Raw genomic sequence first — 16,210 nt, forward strand, 5'->3', positions numbered from 1 at the left:
AGAGGGGCGCATCCCGTCGTGGGTGCGCCCCTCGGTCGTACCCGGGCCTCCGGGCCGGTCCCGCGTTTCCGGGGCCGTATCCGGGGTCCGAGCCCCGGGGCTCCGCTCGCGCGGACCTCAGTTGTGGCCGAAACGCTTCTGCCGGCCCTTGCGCGCCATGTCGGCCGGCGTCACCTGCTGTGCCTGCTGCTCGATCGACGACTGCTCGGCCGACTGCTGGCTGCGCTCCGACTGCGGCTGCTTGCGTTCCTGCTTCTTGTTCTTGGCCATGATGTCTCCGCCTCCTGAGGGAGTTCTGGGGGCCGGGCCCGGGACCACATTCACATACGCTGACATCGATCGCATTTCGGATAATTACCGTCTGTGACAGGACGGGTGGCGTGGCGTACCCCGCAAACGCCACGCCGAAGATCGAGTTCGGGCCGTTAACCTCCGCGCCGTCGGGCAGACTCGAAGAAAGCCCCAAGCAAACCTCCCAGGAAGAGGGTGAGTCGCGTGGACCGCTGCATCGTCCTGGTGGACGCCGGGTATCTGCTCGGGGCCGCCGCGAGCCTCCTGGCCGGAGAGCCCTCCAGGTCCCGCATCACCGTCGACCACGCCGCCCTCATCCAGGGCCTTCGTGACCGCGCCGAGTCCGACACCGAGCAGCCGCTGCTGCGCATCTACTGGTTCGACGGCGCCCCCGACCGGGTGCCCCAGCCCGAGCACCGCAGACTGCGGGTGATGCCCCGGGTGACCGTCCGGCTGGGCGCCCTCACCCGCAGTGACGGCCGCTGGGCCCAGAAGGGCGTCGACGCCGCGATGCACGCCGAGCTGACCGAGCTGGCCCGCAACCGCGCCTGCTCCGATGTCGTCCTGGTCACCGGCGACGGCGATCTGCTGCCGGGCATGATGGCCGCCAAGGAGCACGGGGTCGCCGTCCACCTGTGGGCCGTCCAGGCCGCCGACGGGGACTACAACCAGTCCGAGGACCTGGTCGCCGAGGCCGATGAGCGGCGGGTCCTCGACCGGGCCTGGATCACCCGCGCGGTACAGGCCAAGGAGCGGGTGTGCGCGCCGCCGCCCGCGCCCCGGCCGGAGATCGCCGCGATCTTGTCGGCGCCGCTGCCCGAGGGTGCCCTCGCGGCGGTGGAGCGGCCCGCCCGGGAGAGCGCCCACCCGGCCGCCGCGGCGCCGGGAGGCGGCGAGGAGCGGGTGCCCGCAGTGGCGAAAGGGGTGCCCACCCCCAAGGACCTCGCCGCGCTGCGCGCGCCCGGCGCGCACCCCGACAAGCCCCATCCGGCCACGGCGACACTGCGGTGGTCGTCCGACAAGGGGTGGGTCGACCGGCCCGGTGGCGCCGCGGAGCCGCCGGAGGTCGCCGCGATGCCGACGCTGGCGCAGCTGACCACGGCGGAGCAGCGGTGGGCCGACCGGGAGGAGGACATCACCACGGTCGGCGGCGATCCTTACGAGGTGGGGCAGGTCTTCGCCCGGCGGTGGCTGGCACGCCTCGGTGACCAGGTGCATGTGCAGCGGCTGTCCGGGATGTATCCGAGGGTTCCGCACCGCATCGACGGTGAGCTGCTGCGGTACGCGGCGCGGTTCGGGCTGCTCGCGCACAAGGACGACCAGATCGACGAGCACGACCGGTACGCGATCCGGGCGGGGTTCTGGCGGGAGATCGATGTACGGACCGGCGCGGAGCGCAATCCTGCGGGGGAGTAGGACGGGGGAGTAGGAGGGGGTTGTCGGTCGGGTGCGGGTGGGTGGGGGCTGATCGCGCGGTTCTCCCCCAGAGGGGGCACCCCCAGCGCCCCTTTAGGTGCGTTGCTGCTTTCCTGCGTTGAAAAGTGCAGTGCTGGGACACCCCGGAGCAGGACGGGGCATGGGACCCCTTAGGGTGCTTCTTTGTGAGTACGCGCCCGGCCTCCGCCATCCACGACTGCCGTGAGGTCGTGTGCGCGGTGCGCGGGCTGACCAAGACCTATCCGGCGGTGCGGGGGCGGCGCGGGGTGCCGGCGACGCCCGAGGTGCGGGCCGCGGACGGGGTGCGGCTGGAGGTGCGGCGCGGGGAGATCTTCGGGCTGCTCGGGCCGAACGGCGCCGGGAAGTCCACCGTCGTACGGCAGATCACCGGGCTGATGCGGCCCGACAGCGGCAGCGTCGAGATCCTCGGGCACGACATCGTGCGCCATCCGGAGCGGGCCTCGCGGATCCTCGCCTACCTCGGACAGGAGTCCACCGCGCTGGACGAGCTGACGGTGTCCCTGGCCGCCGAGACCACCGGGCGGCTGCGCGGGCTCGAAGTGAAGCGGGCGCGGGCCGAGCGGGACGACGTACTGGACGAACTGGGGCTCGCGCCGATCGCCGGGCGGGCGCTGAACAAGCTGTCCGGCGGGCAGCGGCGGCTGGCCTGTTTCGCCGCCGCGCTGGTCGGTGAGCGGCCCCTGCTGGTGCTGGACGAGCCGACCACCGGCATGGACCCGGTCGCCCGCCGCGCCGTCTGGTCCGCCGTGGACCGCCGCCGCGCCGAGCGCGGTACGACCGTGCTGCTGGTCACCCACAACGTCATCGAGGCCGAGACCGTACTGGACCGGGTCGCCGTCCTGGAGCGGGGCCGGGTGATCGCCTGCGACACCCCGGCCGGGCTCAAGGAGCGGGTCGCCGGAGAGGTGCGGGTGGAACTGGTGTGGCGGGAGCGGGCGCCGCTGGACGTCCCCGAGGTCGCCGCGCTGCGCGGGGCCGCGCAGGAGAACGGACGGCGCTGGACGCTCCGGCTCGCCCCCGACGAGGCCCGCGCGGTCGTCGCCACGGTCACCGGCGGGGCCGCCTTCGCCGCGCTGGACGACTTCACGCTCGCCACGCCCAGCCTGGAGGACGTCTACCTGGCGCTGGGCGGCGGGGCGCGGCAGGGGCTGGTGAAGGCGTGAGCGACGGCGGCGGAATGAGTGGCTCCGGGTCCGGGGCCGTATGCGTATGCGTGGATGCGTGGACATGAGGACCGCGGTCGTAGGAACGAACCCTGGGAAGGGGAGCAGCACGACGTGAGTGTCGTACCCGCAGAGGTGCTGCCGGGCAGTGCCCTGGCTTCCGACGAACGGCCCCGGCGCGCCGCCGCCGAGCTGGGGCCGCGGGCGCGGCTGTGGCCGTCGCTGGCGGCCGTGTACCGGGCGCAGCTGTCGCGGGCGCGGGTGGCGCGGATCCCGCTGCTGTTCGTGGCGACCTTCCAGTCCGTCGGCATCCTGATCATGATGCGCGGGGTGGTGGACGGCGGCAGCCAGGCCGAGGCGGTGGTCGCCGGGTCGTCCATCCTGGTCGTCGCGTTCGTCGCGCTGAATCTGCTCGCCCAGTACTTCGGCCAGCTGCGCGCCACCGGTGGTCTGGACCACTACGCCACCCTGCCGGTGCCACCGGCCGCGGTGGTGCTGGGCGCGGCGGGCGCGTACGCGTCCTTCACCGTCCCGGGGACGCTGGTCACGGCGGTGTTCGGATGCGTGCTGTTCGGGCTGCCGCTGACCAACCTCTGGATCCTGATCGCCGTGATCCCGCTGGCCGGGGCCGCGCTCGCCGGGCTCGGCGCCGCGCTCGGGCTGCTCGCCCCCCGCCCGGAACTGGCGACCCTGCTCGGCCAGCTCGGTATGTCGGCGGCCCTGCTCCTCGGGGTGCTGCCGCCCGAGCGGATGCCGGAACTGGTCCGGTTCGCCCGCGATCTGCTGCCCTCGACCTACGCGGTCGAGGCGTACGTGCGGACCTTCGCCGGGCGCGCCGAATGGGCGCATGTGCTGGGTGACCTGGCCGTGTGCGCCGGGGTCGGGGTGATCTCGCTGGCGGTGGCGACCTGGGCGTACCGCCGGGCGGCCGTCCGGTGACGCGCCGCACAGGCGGGCCTGGCACGATGTCAGAGTGACCGCTCCTTTGACGCCGCCCCCGCCGCCGCACGAACAGCCCCCGGACGGCGGCCCGTCCGCGTCCGGCGGCCCCTGGCAGGCGCCGGAGGGCGAGACGTACGGCGCCCAGGGCGCCCACTGGGACGCCGCCGCGGCCGGGCCGCCGGCCGGGCCCGGGTTGCGCACCGAGATACGGGAAGCCGGCGTGGTCCTGGCCGCGCTGGCCGTGCTCGGGGTGGGACTCGGGGCGCTGTGGTCCTGGCTGGCGCCGAGGGTGCCGCTGGTGGGGGATGTGGTGGACGGCGCGTGGGCGGTGTACGTGCGCGACACCGAGGGGGAGCAGGCGATCGGGGTGGACGGCACGTTCACCCTGCTGGCGCTGGTGTTCGGGGCGGTGACGGCGGTCGCGGTGTTCGTCTGGCGGCGGCGCGGCGGAGTGCCGCTGGTGGTGGCGCTGGGGGTGGGCGGTCTGATCGCCTCCCTGATCGCCTGGCGGACCGGCATGTGGCTGGGTCCCACGGACGATGTCCTCGCCCATGCCCAGGAGGTCGGCCGGAACGTGTCCTTCTCGGCGCCCCTGGAACTCGGCGCGAAGGGCGCGCTGCTGGCGTGGTCGGTGGCGGCCCTCCTGATCCACCTGGGCCTGACCGCCCTCTTCGGGCCCCGGGACGAGCAGGCGTAGCCTTCCCGGGCGCTGCTCGCCCCTGTGGGGGTCGTGGGGCGCCGCCCGCGCCCGGGAGGCCCGGGGAGTGGCCGACGCCCTCAGAGGTGCCCTACAGGCGCTCTGGGCGCCGTTTACGCGGGCCGCCTCCCGTGGTTCGCCCGGCGTTTCCGTATCCGCCACTTCCGCTTGCGCGTCCTCTTCGACATGCCCTTCCTCATTAGCGGAAGAAGAGAGCGGCGTCGAGGGGCCGGGGGCTGAGGGCCGGGCGGGAGGCGGCGGCGCCGGGCGAACCACGGGAGGCAGCTGGTCCCGCCGTTGGGCGAGAGGCGGCGGTGGCTGGTCCCGCTGTTGTGCGAGAGGCGGGGGTGGCTGGTCCCGCCATGGGGCGGGCGGCGGCGGTGGCTAGTCCCGCCCGATCGCGGCCACCACCGCGCCCGTCAGCGTCGCCAGGTCCCCCGGTGACAGCTCCACCTCCAGGCCCCGCCGGCCCGCCGAGACGCAGATCGTGGGGTGCGCCGACGCCGACGCGTCCAGGACCGTGGGCAGGCGCTTGCGCTGGCCGAGCGGGGAGATACCGCCCCGTACGTAGCCCGTCGTCCGCTCCGCCGCCGCCGGGTCCGCCATCGCCGCCTTCTTGCCGCCGACCGCCGCCGCGAGCGCCTTGAGGTCCAGCGACCCCGCGACCGGCACCACCGCGACCGTCAGAGCCCCGTCGACCTCCGCCACCAGCGTCTTGAACACCCGCTCGGGCGACACCCCCATCGCCTCGGCCGCCTCCTCGCCGTAGGACGGGTGCGCGGGATCGTGGTCGTAGGCGTGCACGGTGTACGTCACTCCCGCCGCCGTCAGCGCCACCGTCGCCGGGGTGCCGCCCCCCGACTGCTTCGCCTTCTTCGCCATCCGTGCCCTCCAGCCGGCCGTTCAGTTCAGACTCGTCGGCCCACGGGTCAGATCCGCGGCCGGCAAGGACGGCAGCGTACGGATGATCGCGGTCTCCGTGCGCAGGAGTTTCAGTTCGTCGCGCAGCCGGGACGCCGCGTCCGGGGCCTGGAGGAGGCGCTGCTTGGTCGGGGTGTCGAGCATCATCGCGGCGGCGACCAGGTACGACACCACCTGCGGCTCGTCCGGCAGTTCCGCGCCGCTCGCCAGGGACCGTTCCCGGGCCCCGGCGAGTCGCTTCTGGTACTGGCGGAACGCCCTCAGGACGCCCTCCGCCAGCGCGCCCGCCTCGTCGCCCGGCTCCTCCGGCAGGGTCTCCACCTCGGCGGTCAGAAACGGACCGGACGCGTCCACGGACAGCAGCCGGACCCGGGTCGTACCGGTGGCCAGCACCTCGAAGGTGCCGTCCGGACGCTCCCGGATCGTCGCCGCGTCCGCCACGCACCCCACCTGGTGGAACGCCTTGAGCGGGTCGGGGCCGAAACCGGCCGAGGGCCCGCGTTCGGGCAGCGCGGTCGGATCGGGCAGGCCCGGGGAGGTCGGCGCCACCTCGTGGCCGTCGCGGATGGCCACGACGGCGAAGCGGCGCGGTTCGTCCTCGGACGTCTTCAGGAGCGTGCGCATCAACGCGCGGTAGCGCTCCTCGAACACATTGAGCGGGAGCACCAGCCCCGGGAACAGCACCGAGTTCAGGGGGAAGAGCGGGAGCCGGTCGGTCGTCACGCCGCAGAAGCCTAGTGGTCGCCGCGGTGGGCGTGTCCGCCGTGCCCACCAGATGGGAGCGGAAAGCCGGTCCGCGAGGCCCCGGAGGGGGCCGTCCGCAGCTCCCGGCGGGCCAGCAGGAACAGGCCCAGCGGGTCGTCCGCGACCCGGTCCCAGGGGAACGAGGTGGCGTACGGGCCGATCAGCCGCAGCTGCTCCAGCGCGTCGGCGCGGCGCTCCAGCCGGATCAGGACGAAGGCGAGGACATTGCGGATCCCGGCCGGCCAGGGGTCGGCCGGGGCGAAGGAGGCGGACAGCCCGATCGCCCGGTCCGCCGCCGCGTCCAGCCGGGCGCGGGGCACGGCGTCGCCGCAGCCGTCGGTGAGATAGCCGAACGCGGCGCGCACCGCGAGCGCCCGGACGAGCGAGCCGGGCGGGGCGTCGTCGGCGGCGGGCTCGGCGAAGTCGAAGCACTCCCGGTGCGAGCCGTGCCAGGACGCGGCGAGGTACTTCAGGGCGGCCACATGGCAGCCGTAGTGGTGCGGCGAGCGCCGCACCGCCTCGGCCCACAGGCGCTCGAACTCCGCGTGCCCCGCGTGCCCGCCCCGCGCCCGGTCCAGCGCGAGCCGCCAGGGCACCGGATCGTGCGGTACGGCGTCGGCGGCGGCCGTCACCAGCGCGCCCACCGGCGCCAGCAGCTCCGCGCGGGCGGGGGAGCGCCAGGCCCGGTCGGCGGCGAGCTGCGCGGCGACCAGCAGCGCGTCCGGGTCCTCCCGGCCGCCGGGGGCGGCCCGCCAGGAGTCGAACCACTCGGTGCGGGCGTGCGCGAACGCGGCGAGGCGGCGGGCGTAGCGGTCCCGGTTCTCCCACTCGGCCGCCTCCCGGGTCCCGGACAGCAGCTCGGCCGCCGCCTCCCACTCCCCGCGCCCGGCGGCCACCAGGGCGGGCCCGAGCCGGTCGTCGGGCGCGTCGAGCAGCACCTCGTCGTCGGCCGGCAGCCCGGCGGCGAGGTGCCCGGCCGGACGTGACGGGGCACCCCGGGCGATCCGGGCACCGCGCATGAAAGGGGGCAGCAGAGCCATGGTGTCGACCATTGAAAGTCCGAGCCTCGGCGTCGCGCCAGCCTCTCCACACAACCTCCGGAAAGTTGTACGCGCCCGGGTCAAGGGCGGGTAAAGCGTCAGGAACCAGGCCACCGAGACCCTCGCGAAGACGTCACTTTCTTCGCCGTAACTCCGCAATCACCGTGCTTTCCGCCCGGTCTCCTCGTGTTTTCCTTGGCAGCCGGTCGCGCTCCTTCCGGGAGTCGGTCGCTCCTTCTGCGGCAGCCGGTCGCTCCTTCGGCGGCAGCGGGTCGTTCCGTCCGTGGCAGCTGGTCGCTCGTTACGCGGGAGCGGGTCGTTCCGCCCGCGGGGGCGGGTCGTTCCGTCTGCGGGAGCGGGTCACGCCTCCCGTGGGGGCGGGTCACGCCTCCTGCGTGGGCGGGTCACGCCTCCTGCGAAGGCTGGCCGCGTCTTGCGCGCGGGCCGGTCGCGTCTTGCGCGGGGGCCGTCCCGTCCTGCGCGGGGGCTCGGTCTCGCTTTCCGTGGGGCTCGTCCCGTCTTTCGGTAGGGGCGGGTCTCGCTTTTCGCGGGGGTGGTGCTGCTCTCCCCGAGGGACGGTTCAGCTTTCCCTGGGGGACGGTCCCGTCGTCCGCAGGAGTCGGCCTCGCCTCCCCGGGGGACAGTCCCGCCGTCCGCGGAAGTCGGCCTCGCCTTCCCGTCGGGGGACGGTCCCGTCGTCCGCAGCCCCCGCCCCCCGGCCTAGCCTTCCCGCCGGAGGACGGTCCCGCCGTCCACAGGAGCCCCGTATCGCCACTCGCCGGGGCCGGTCACGCCTCCCACCAGAGGCCCGTCCCCGCCCTCCGCAGAGGTCCGTCCCGCCGCCCCGCCAGAGGCCCGTCCCGCCCTGCGGAGGCCCGTCCCGCCGTCCCGGGAGCCGGGTCCCGGGACATGATGGTGCGGTCGGCGCCGACGATGTCCCGGGAGCCGGGTCCCGCCGTCTCTAAGAGCCGGGTTCCGCCGTCCCCGGGAGCCGGGAGCCGGGTCCCGCCGTCCGCAGGACCCGTCACCCCTTCCGCAGGACCCGTCCCGCCGTCCGCAGGACCGCCCGCAGGACCGTCCGTAGGACCCGTCACGCCTTCCGCAGCAGCCGTGTCGCCCCCGCCGCCACCGTCGTGGCCAGGATCCAGCCGGTCAGGACCAGTGCCGTCGACAGCCACTGCCAGCCGCCGCGCAGCTGCCAGAACCCGACCTGGCCGAGATCGATCACCGGCAGGAGCAGATCCAGCGCGAACAGCGCCGGGTTCCACGGCGGATCGCCCGCGTTGCCGCTCGGCGTCGGCTTCCCGGCGTACGCGAAGGCCAGCGAGCCCGCCGCCCACAGCACCGCCATCCACACCGCGGCCCGCGCCGGGCGGTAGCCGTAGGCCACCGTCACATCCTGGGCGAAGCCCCACAGCTTCGCGGCGGGCGGCAGCGTCTCGCGGCGGTGCCGCTGCTTGGCGAGCAGCACCTCGCGCGCGTCCTCCTCCTCGCCGCCCGCGCGCAGCACCGCCGCCAGCCGCTCGTACGGCTCCGGGTTGTACTCGGCGGTCGCCGCCGACACCCAGGCCAGCCGCTCGGCCAGCGGGAACGGGCCCTGCGGCACCAGGTTCTCGTAGGTGAAGCCGCCCATGTGGAGGCGGCCGGGGCCCGGCCACGCCGCCGCCCGGTCCACCAGGTTCACGATCCGCGCCCCGGACAGCACCACCTTGCCGCGCTGCGGACGCTCACCCAGGAACCGCAGCTCGGGCACCTGGACCCGGCGCAGCGACAGCCCCTGGTCGTCGGTGAAGACGAACCGGGCCCGCTCCATGTCCACCGCGTCCCCGAACCGCCCGTCGTCCAGCCGGACCCCGCCCCGGCACTCGAAGCGCTGGACCGGCGTCCCGCGCGCGGGTGTCCGGCCGCTGAGCTGGAGACCGCCGAGGCCCGCCGGGGTGAGATACAGGGTGCGCTCCACGGTCAGCTGCGGAGCGTTCAGCGCCAGCCGGGAGTACGGGTTGACCAGCCGCGCCCCGCGCAGGCTCAGCGAGACCCCGACCGTGGCGCCGCGCAGGCTCAGCTCGCCGTGCGACTCCAGCATCTCCGCCTGGAGGTCCTGGCCGACGGTCAGCCCGTCCGCCGCGATCGACCGCCCGCCGCGGTCCCGGTACACCACGGCCTGGTTCAGCAGCAGATCGGTGCCGATATGGGCGTCGGTGAGCCGGACGCCGTTGTGGAAGCGGCAGCGCGGCAGATGCAGATCGCCCTCGGTGTGCACCCGGGCCGCCTCCAGCCGCGGCACCGAGCAGTCCACCAGGCGCAAGGTCCGGAACCGCGCCTCCGGCACCAGCACCTCGTTCTCGAACCGGCAGCCGCTCAGCTCGACATACGGCTCGACCGCGCCGCCCGCCAGGTCCAGCGTGCCGCTGATGTGCGCGCCGGTCAGTTTCAGCGCGGCGACCCGGCCCGCGTGCGGCGCCGGCCCGTCCAGCAGCAGCCAGCACACCACGCGGGCCCGCACCGTCCGCTCCGGCCCCCAGGGATGCCCGCCGTGCGGGTCGTCCACGGTGGGGTCGCCGCTGCGCAGATCGTGCTCGCCGCCGTCGCGGTAGGCCCGCCACATACCGGCCTCCGCCTCGGTCAGCTCCTCCGGCGGCTCCCGTGGCGTCTCCTCGGGCCGCTCGGGCAGCCGACCGGGCTGCTGCCCTTGCGGACCTTGCGGTCCTTGCTGACGCTGTTGACGTTGTTGTCCTAGTTCGCCGGTCCGCAGACCGGCCCCCTCGGTCACGATGTCCCTTCCTCCCCGTCGCGTGCGGTGCTCTGTGGGGTTCCCATGGGCGCCCGTACGGATGCGCTGCACAGATGCGCTGCACAGATGCGCTGTACGGAGCTGCCGTACGGATGTCGTCGGTCTCTGGTTCTGGATGCCGTTCGTTTCGTACAGCCGTTCATGCCCGCTGCGTAGCGTATTGAACACGGAAAGTGAAGACGATCGTCCGCGATTTCACGCGCGGTCACCGCCAGTTGTCCCGACCACTGGCGGTCCGGGACGCCGGGGACCCCCTGGGGCGGCGGTGGTCCACCGGGACGCGTATCAATCGGCGATACGCGCGAACGGTGTCCGATGGCGGTCTGCGAGAATTGACCCCGTGATCTCCCGAATCGATCTGCGCGGCGACGCCCTCCCCGAGGGACCCGCTCTGCGCGACCTGCTGCCCCGAGCCGACTTCGACGTCGCGGCTGCCCTGGACAAGGTGCGCCCGATCTGCGAGGCCGTGCATCATCGGGGCGACGCGGCGCTGATCGACTTCGCCGAGAAGTTCGACGGAGTGACCCTTCAGCAGGTCAGGGTGCCCGCCGAGGCCCTCGCCGAGGCCCTCGCCGAGCTGGACCCGGCGGTGCGCGCCGCCCTGGAGGAGTCCATCCGCCGCGCCCGGCTCGTCCACCGCGCCCAGCGCCGTACGACGCACACCACCCAGGTCGTGCCCGGGGGCACGGTCACCGAGAAGTGGGTGCCGGTCGACCGGGTCGGGCTGTACGCGCCGGGCGGGCGGTCCGTGTACCCGTCGTCCGTGGTGATGAACGTGGTGCCCGCGCAGGAGGCCGGTGTGCCCTCCCTCGCGCTCGCCTCCCCGGCCCAGAAGGAGTTCGGCGGGCTGCCGCACCCCACCATCCTGGCCGCCTGCGCCCTGCTCGGCGTGGACGAGGTCTACGCGGCGGGCGGCGCCACCGCCGTCGCGATGTTCGCCTACGGCACCGAGTCCTGCCCGCCCGCGAACATGGTCACCGGCCCCGGCAACATCTGGGTCGCCGCCGCCAAGCGCTACTTCACCGGCCGGATCGGCATCGACGCCGAGGCCGGGCCCACCGAGATCGCGGTCCTCGCCGACGACAGCGCCGACCCGGTGCACGTGGCGTCCGACCTGATCAGCCAGGCCGAGCACGACCCGCTGGCCGCCGCCGTCCTGGTCACCGACTCCCCGGACCTCGCCGACGCGGTGGAGCGCGAACTCACCCCCCAGCTCGCCGCGACCAAGCATGTGGACGACCGGATCGTCCCCGCCCTGGAGGGCCGCCAGTCCGCGATCGTGCTGGTCGACGGCGTCGAGGAAGGGCTGCGGGTGGTCGACGCGTACGGCGCCGAGCACCTGGAGATCCAGACCCGCGCCGCCGCCTCGGTGGCCGACCGGGTGCGCAACGCGGGCGCGGTCTTCATCGGCCCCTGGGCGCCGGTCTCCCTCGGCGACTACGCGGCGGGCTCCAACCACGTCCTGCCCACCGGCGGCTGCGCCTGCCACTCCTCCGGCCTGTCCGTGCAGTCCTTCCTGCGCGGCATCCACCTGGTCGACTACACCCGTGACGCGCTCGCCGAGGTCGCCCACCATGTGGTGACCCTGGCGGAGGCCGAGGACCTGCCCGCGCACGGCGCGGCGATCAAGGCCAGGTTCGACTGGAAGGTTCCCGAGGGCAAGTGAGCGGCAACACCACCCCTGACGAGACCGGGCGGGCGCCCGGTGAGGGCGACAGCCGGCGGATCGGCCTCGACGATCTGCCGGTCCGGCCCGAACTGCGCGGCAAGACCCCCTACGGCGCCCCCCAGCTGGACGTCCCGGTCCGGCTGAACACCAACGAGAACCCCTACCCGCTGCCCGAGGCGCTGGTCGAGCGGATCACCGAGCGGGTGCGCGACGCGGCCCGCCACCTCAACCGCTACCCCGACCGGGACGCGGTCGAGCTGCGCACCCGGCTCGCGGACTATCTCACCGACACCTCCGGCCACCGGGTCGGCCCGGCCAACGTCTGGGCCGCCAACGGCTCCAACGAGGTCATCCAGCAGCTCCTCCAGACCTTCGGCGGACCCGGCCGCAGCGCGATCGGCTTCGAGCCCTCCTACTCGATGCACGCCCTCATCGCGCGCGGGACCGGCACCCACTGGATCCCCGGCCCGCGCGCGGAGGACTTCTCCGTCGATCTGCCCGCCGCCGAGCGCGCCCTCGCCGAGCACCGGCCGGACGTCGTCTTCCTCACCACCCCCAACAACCCCACCGGCAACGCGATGCCGCCGGAGACCGTCCTCGCGCTCTACGAGGCGGCCCAGGCGGCGAAGCCGTCGATGGTGATCGTGGACGAGGCCTATGTCGAGTTCAGCCACGGCGACTCGCTGCTGCCCCTGCTGGCCGGGCGCCCGCACCTGGTGATCTCGCGCACGATGTCGAAGGCGTTCGGCGCGGCCGGACTCCGTCTCGGCTATCTCGCCGCCGACCCGGCGGTGGTGGACGCGGTCCAGCTGGTCCGGCTCCCGTACCACCTCTCCGCCGTCACCCAGGCGACCGCGCTGGCCGCCCTGGAGCACACCGGGACCCTGCTCGGCTATGTCGAGCAGCTGAAGACCGAACGGGACCGCCTGGTCGCCGAACTCCGCGCGATCGGCTACGAGGTCACCGCCTCCGATGCCAACTTCGTGCAGTTCGGCCGCTTCGCCGACGCCCACGCGGCCTGGCGGAGCATCCTCGACCGGGGCGTCCTGGTCCGGGACAACGGCGTACCGGGGTGGCTGCGGGTCACCGCCGGGACACCACAGGAGAACGACGCGTTCCTCGACGCGGTCCGTGAGCTGAAGAAGGAGCAGGAAGCATGAGCCGCGCAGCACGGGTCGGACGCGTCGAGCGCACGACCAAGGAGACCTCCGTCCTGGTCGAGATCGACCTCGACGGCACCGGCCGGGTCGAGGTGTCGACCGGCGTCGGCTTCTACGACCACATGCTCGACCAGCTCGGCCGGCACGGTCTGTTCGACCTCACGGTGAAGACCGAGGGCGATCTCCACATCGACTCGCACCACACCATCGAGGACACCGCCCTCGCCCTCGGCGCCGCCTTCAAGCAGGCCCTCGGCGACAAGGTCGGCATCTACCGCTTCGGCAACTGCACGGTCCCGCTGGACGAGTCCCTCGCCCAGGTCACCGTCGACCTCTCCGGCCGCCCCTATCTGGTGCACACCGAGCCCGAGACCATGGCGCCGATGATCGGCTCCTACGACACCACGATGACCCGGCACATCCTGGAGTCCTTCGTCGCCCAGGCCCAGATCGCCCTGCATGTCCACGTGCCCTACGGACGCAACGCCCACCACATCGTGGAGTGCCAGTTCAAGGCGCTGGCCCGAGCCCTGCGCTACGCCTCGGAGCGCGACCCGCGCGCCGCCGGAATCCTCCCCTCCACGAAGGGCGCCCTGTGAACGGGACCTCCACCCTGCTGATCGTCGCCGGTCTCTTCCTGGCCGGCGGGGTCTTCTCCTTCGCCAAGCAGAAGATGCCGAAGAACCTGATCGTGCTGCTCTCGGTGGGCGCCGCGATGTGCCTGGTCGCGGGCGTGCTCCGGCTGGAGGTGTGGAGTTGACCGCTGCCCGGAACGCCAGGAGCGTCGTCGTCTTCGACTACGGCTTCGGCAATGTGAGGTCCGCCGAGCGGGCCCTCGCGCGCGCGGGCGCCGAGGTCGAGATAACCCGCGACTTCGACCGCGCGATGAACGCCGACGGGCTGCTCGTCCCCGGCGTCGGCGCCTTCGCCGCCTGTATGAACGGCCTCAAGCGGGCCCGCGGCGACTGGATCATCGGCCGCCGGCTGGCCGGAGGGCGCCCGGTCATGGGCATCTGCGTCGGGATGCAGATCCTCTTCGCCCGCGGCATCGAACACGGCGTGGAGACCGAGGGCCTCGACGAGTGGCCTGGCTCCGTGGAACCCCTCCAGGCCGACATCGTCCCCCACATGGGCTGGAACACCGTCCGCCCCCCGGAGGACTCCCAGCTCTTCGCCGGCCTGGACACGGACGCCCGCTTCTACTTCGTCCACTCCTACGCGGTCCACGACTGGACCCTGGAGACCGTCAACCCCGCCCTGCGCGCCCCCCTCGTCACCTGGTCCACGCACGGCGAGCCGTTCGTCGCCGCCGTGGAGAACGGCGCCCTGTGGGCCACCCAGTTCCACCCCGAGAAGTCCGGCGACGCCGGAGCCCAGCTCCTCACCAACTGGATCGGAACCCTGTGAGCACGCTCGAACTCCTCCCCGCCGTCGATGTCCGCGACGGCCAGGCCGTCCGTCTCGTGCACGGCGAGTCCGGCACGGAGACCTCCTACGGCTCCCCCCTGGAGGCCGCCCTCGCCTGGCAGCGCGCGGGCGCCGAGTGGCTGCACCTGGTCGACCTGGACGCCGCCTTCGGCACCGGCGACAACCGGGAGCTGATCGCCGAGGTCACCCGGGCCATGGACATCAAGGTCGAGCTGTCCGGCGGCATCCGCGACGACGCCTCGCTGGCCGCCGCCCTCGCCACCGGCTGCACCCGCGTCAACCTGGGCACCGCCGCCCTGGAGACCCCCGAGTGGGTCGCCGGGATCATCGCCGAGCACGGCGACCAGATCGCCGTCGGCCTCGATGTGCGCGGCACCACCCTGCGCGGCCGGGGCTGGACCCGCGACGGCGGCGACCTCTACGAGACCCTGGAGCGCCTCGACAAGGAGGGCTGCGCCCGGTACGTCGTCACCGACATCGCCAAGGACGGCACCCTCCAGGGCCCCAACCTGGAGCTGCTGAGGAACGTCTGCGCGGTCACCGACCGACCGGTCGTCGCCTCCGGCGGGGTGTCGTCGCTGGACGACCTGCGGGCCATCGCCGCACTGGTGCCCCTCGGCGTGGAGGGCTCCATCGTCGGCAAGGCCCTGTACGCCAAGGCCTTCACCCTGGAAGAGGCGCTTGAGGCAGTGAGCGTATGAGCGACGTACGCCGGATCCAGAGCGGCAGCCCCTGGGAGGAGGTCTTCGGCTTCTCCCGGGCGGTCGCGGCCGGGGACCGGGTCGTGGTCGGCGGCACCACCTCCTTCCGGGGCCCGGTCCTGCACGGCGAGGGCGACCCGTACGAGCAGACCCGCGTGGCCCTCGCCAACGCGCTGGCGGCGCTCTCCGAGTTCGGCCTCGGCCCCGATTCCGTGACCTCCGTCCGCCTGCTCCTCACCCACGCGCGGGACGTCGACGCGGTGGGCCGGGCCCACAAGGAGGTCTTCGACGCCGTCCGCCCGGTGCTGACCATGGTCGTCGTCTCCGGCTTCGTCGACCCGCGGATCCTGGTCGAAGTGGAGCTGGAAGCCTTCCGAGGAGCCTCCGCATGACGCTCGCCGTACGGGTCATCCCCTGCCTGGACGTGGACAACGGCCGGGTCGTCAAGGGCGTCAACTTCCAGAACCTGCGCGACGCGGGCGACCCCGTCGAGATGGCCAAGATCTACGACGCCGAGGGCGCCGACGAACTCACCTTCCTCGACATCACCGCCTCCTCCGGCAACCGGGAGACCACCTACGACGTGGTGCGCCGCACCGCCGAGCAGGTGTTCATCCCGCTGACGGTCGGCGGCGGGGTCCGTACCACGGACGATGTCGACAAACTGCTGCGCGCGGGCGCGGACAAGGTCGGTGTCAACACCGCCGCCATCGCCCGCCCGGAGCTGATCCGGGAGATCGCCGAGCGCTTCGGCCGCCAGGTGCTGGTGCTGTCGGTGGACGCCCGCCGCACCCCGTCCGGCTCCTTCGAGGTCACCACCCACGGCGGTCGCAAAGGCACCGGCATCGACGCGGTGGAGTGGGCGCACCGGGCGGCCGGGCTGGGCGCCGGCGAGATCCTGCTGAACTCCATGGACGCCGACGGCACCAAGGACGGCTACGACCTGGAGATGATCGCCGCCGTCCGGAAGCACGTCACCGTCCCGGTGATCGCCTCCGGCGGCGCGGGCCGCCTCACCGACTTCCCCCCGGCCATCGCGGCGGGCGCGGACGCGGTGCTCGCCGCCTCCGTCTTCCACTTCGGCGATCTGCGGATCGGCGAGGTCAAGGGGGCCCTGCGCGAGGCCGGGCACCCGGTCAGGTAGGCCGGTCCTCCGGTTCGGGCCGGCCGGGCGGCCGGGCGGCGCCAGGACCCCTCGGGCGGGC

At 73.7% G+C, this 16,210-nt stretch carries 17 protein-coding genes; 12 read left to right on the plus strand and 5 right to left on the minus strand.

The annotated features are described in order from the left end of the window. Positions 1-117: 117 nt before the first annotated feature. Entirely contained in the window at positions 118-270 is a 153-nt protein-coding gene (locus ABZX40_RS09075) for a hypothetical protein (RefSeq protein WP_355736679.1), read from the minus strand. 225 nt (positions 271-495) lie between these two features. On the opposite strand from ABZX40_RS09075, the gene ABZX40_RS09080 reads away from it, so the two are divergent. The 4 genes from ABZX40_RS09080 to ABZX40_RS09095 all read left to right on the plus strand — a co-directional run bounded on the left by ABZX40_RS09080 (position 496) and on the right by ABZX40_RS09095 (position 4,551). Then, positions 496-1,707, plus strand: coding sequence for an NYN domain-containing protein (locus ABZX40_RS09080; RefSeq protein ID WP_355736682.1), 1,212 nt, complete (start codon positions 496-498; stop codon positions 1,705-1,707). Positions 1,708-1,937: 230 nt separating this feature from the next. Further along, a complete protein-coding gene (locus ABZX40_RS09085; protein ID WP_355736837.1) occupies positions 1,938-2,912 on the plus strand; it encodes an ABC transporter ATP-binding protein in 975 nt (324 codons plus the stop codon). Positions 2,913-3,026: 114 nt separating this feature from the next. Beyond that, positions 3,027-3,851, plus strand: coding sequence for an ABC transporter permease (locus ABZX40_RS09090; RefSeq protein WP_355736685.1), 825 nt, complete (start codon positions 3,027-3,029; stop codon positions 3,849-3,851). Positions 3,852-3,885: 34 nt separating this feature from the next. Beyond that, complete coding sequence (locus ABZX40_RS09095; RefSeq protein ID WP_355736688.1) at positions 3,886-4,551, plus strand: AAA family ATPase; 666 nt, start codon at positions 3,886-3,888, stop codon at positions 4,549-4,551. 384 nt (positions 4,552-4,935) lie between these two features. Here ABZX40_RS09095 and ybaK read toward each other — a convergent pair whose 3' ends face one another. The 4 genes from ybaK to ABZX40_RS09115 form a co-directional block, all read right to left on the minus strand. Then, positions 4,936-5,433, minus strand: a complete 498-nt coding sequence (ybaK, locus tag ABZX40_RS09100; protein WP_355736690.1) for a Cys-tRNA(Pro) deacylase — start codon at positions 5,431-5,433, stop codon at positions 4,936-4,938. A gap of 21 nt (positions 5,434-5,454) precedes the next feature. Continuing rightward, the gene (locus tag ABZX40_RS09105) at positions 5,455-6,195 is read right to left on the minus strand and encodes an LON peptidase substrate-binding domain-containing protein (protein ID WP_355736693.1); all 741 of its coding nucleotides are present in this window, start codon (positions 6,193-6,195) and stop codon (positions 5,455-5,457) included. An 11-nt stretch (positions 6,196-6,206) separates the two neighbouring features. Then, positions 6,207-7,268 carry a hypothetical protein gene (locus ABZX40_RS09110; RefSeq protein ID WP_355736696.1) on the minus strand — a complete coding sequence of 354 codons (1,062 nt, stop codon included), beginning with the start codon at positions 7,266-7,268 and terminating at the stop codon, positions 6,207-6,209. A gap of 1,078 nt (positions 7,269-8,346) precedes the next feature. Continuing rightward, positions 8,347-9,927 carry an oxidoreductase gene (locus ABZX40_RS09115; protein ID WP_355736840.1) on the minus strand — a complete coding sequence of 527 codons (1,581 nt, stop codon included), beginning with the start codon at positions 9,925-9,927 and terminating at the stop codon, positions 8,347-8,349. Positions 9,928-10,387: 460 nt separating this feature from the next. Here ABZX40_RS09115 and hisD point away from each other — a divergent pair, with 460 nt between their 5' ends. The 8 genes from hisD to hisF are packed head-to-tail and all read left to right on the plus strand — an operon-like array spanning position 10,388 to position 16,149. Then, entirely contained in the window at positions 10,388-11,713 is a 1,326-nt protein-coding gene (gene hisD / locus ABZX40_RS09120; protein ID WP_355736699.1) for a histidinol dehydrogenase, read from the plus strand. A gap of 59 nt (positions 11,714-11,772) precedes the next feature. After that, on the plus strand, positions 11,773-12,876 hold the full coding sequence (locus ABZX40_RS09125) for a histidinol-phosphate transaminase (protein WP_355736843.1): 1,104 nt from the start codon (positions 11,773-11,775) through the stop codon (positions 12,874-12,876). Next, complete coding sequence (hisB, locus tag ABZX40_RS09130; RefSeq protein WP_355736702.1) at positions 12,873-13,475, plus strand: imidazoleglycerol-phosphate dehydratase HisB; 603 nt, start codon at positions 12,873-12,875, stop codon at positions 13,473-13,475. Before ABZX40_RS09125 ends, hisB begins: the two co-directional genes overlap by 4 nt. Then, complete coding sequence (locus ABZX40_RS09135) at positions 13,472-13,636, plus strand: hypothetical protein (RefSeq protein WP_355736705.1); 165 nt, start codon at positions 13,472-13,474, stop codon at positions 13,634-13,636. Before hisB ends, ABZX40_RS09135 begins: the two co-directional genes overlap by 4 nt. Further along, positions 13,627-14,283, plus strand: coding sequence for an imidazole glycerol phosphate synthase subunit HisH (gene hisH / locus ABZX40_RS09140; RefSeq protein WP_355736707.1), 657 nt, complete (start codon positions 13,627-13,629; stop codon positions 14,281-14,283). Before ABZX40_RS09135 ends, hisH begins: the two co-directional genes overlap by 10 nt. After that, a complete protein-coding gene (priA, locus tag ABZX40_RS09145; protein WP_355736709.1) occupies positions 14,280-15,005 on the plus strand; it encodes a bifunctional 1-(5-phosphoribosyl)-5-((5-phosphoribosylamino)methylideneamino)imidazole-4-carboxamide isomerase/phosphoribosylanthranilate isomerase PriA in 726 nt (241 codons plus the stop codon). Before hisH ends, priA begins: the two co-directional genes overlap by 4 nt. Continuing rightward, the gene (locus tag ABZX40_RS09150) at positions 15,002-15,397 is read left to right on the plus strand and encodes a Rid family hydrolase (RefSeq protein ID WP_355736712.1); all 396 of its coding nucleotides are present in this window, start codon (positions 15,002-15,004) and stop codon (positions 15,395-15,397) included. The genes priA and ABZX40_RS09150 overlap by 4 nt, the downstream gene beginning before the upstream one ends. Further along, positions 15,394-16,149, plus strand: a complete 756-nt coding sequence (gene hisF / locus ABZX40_RS09155) for an imidazole glycerol phosphate synthase subunit HisF (RefSeq protein WP_355736715.1) — start codon at positions 15,394-15,396, stop codon at positions 16,147-16,149. Before ABZX40_RS09150 ends, hisF begins: the two co-directional genes overlap by 4 nt. The last annotated feature ends 61 nt before the right edge of the window (positions 16,150-16,210 follow it).

Source organism: Streptomyces sp. NPDC004610, assembly GCF_040609715.1.
Lineage (GTDB): Bacteria > Actinomycetota > Actinomycetes > Streptomycetales > Streptomycetaceae > Streptomyces.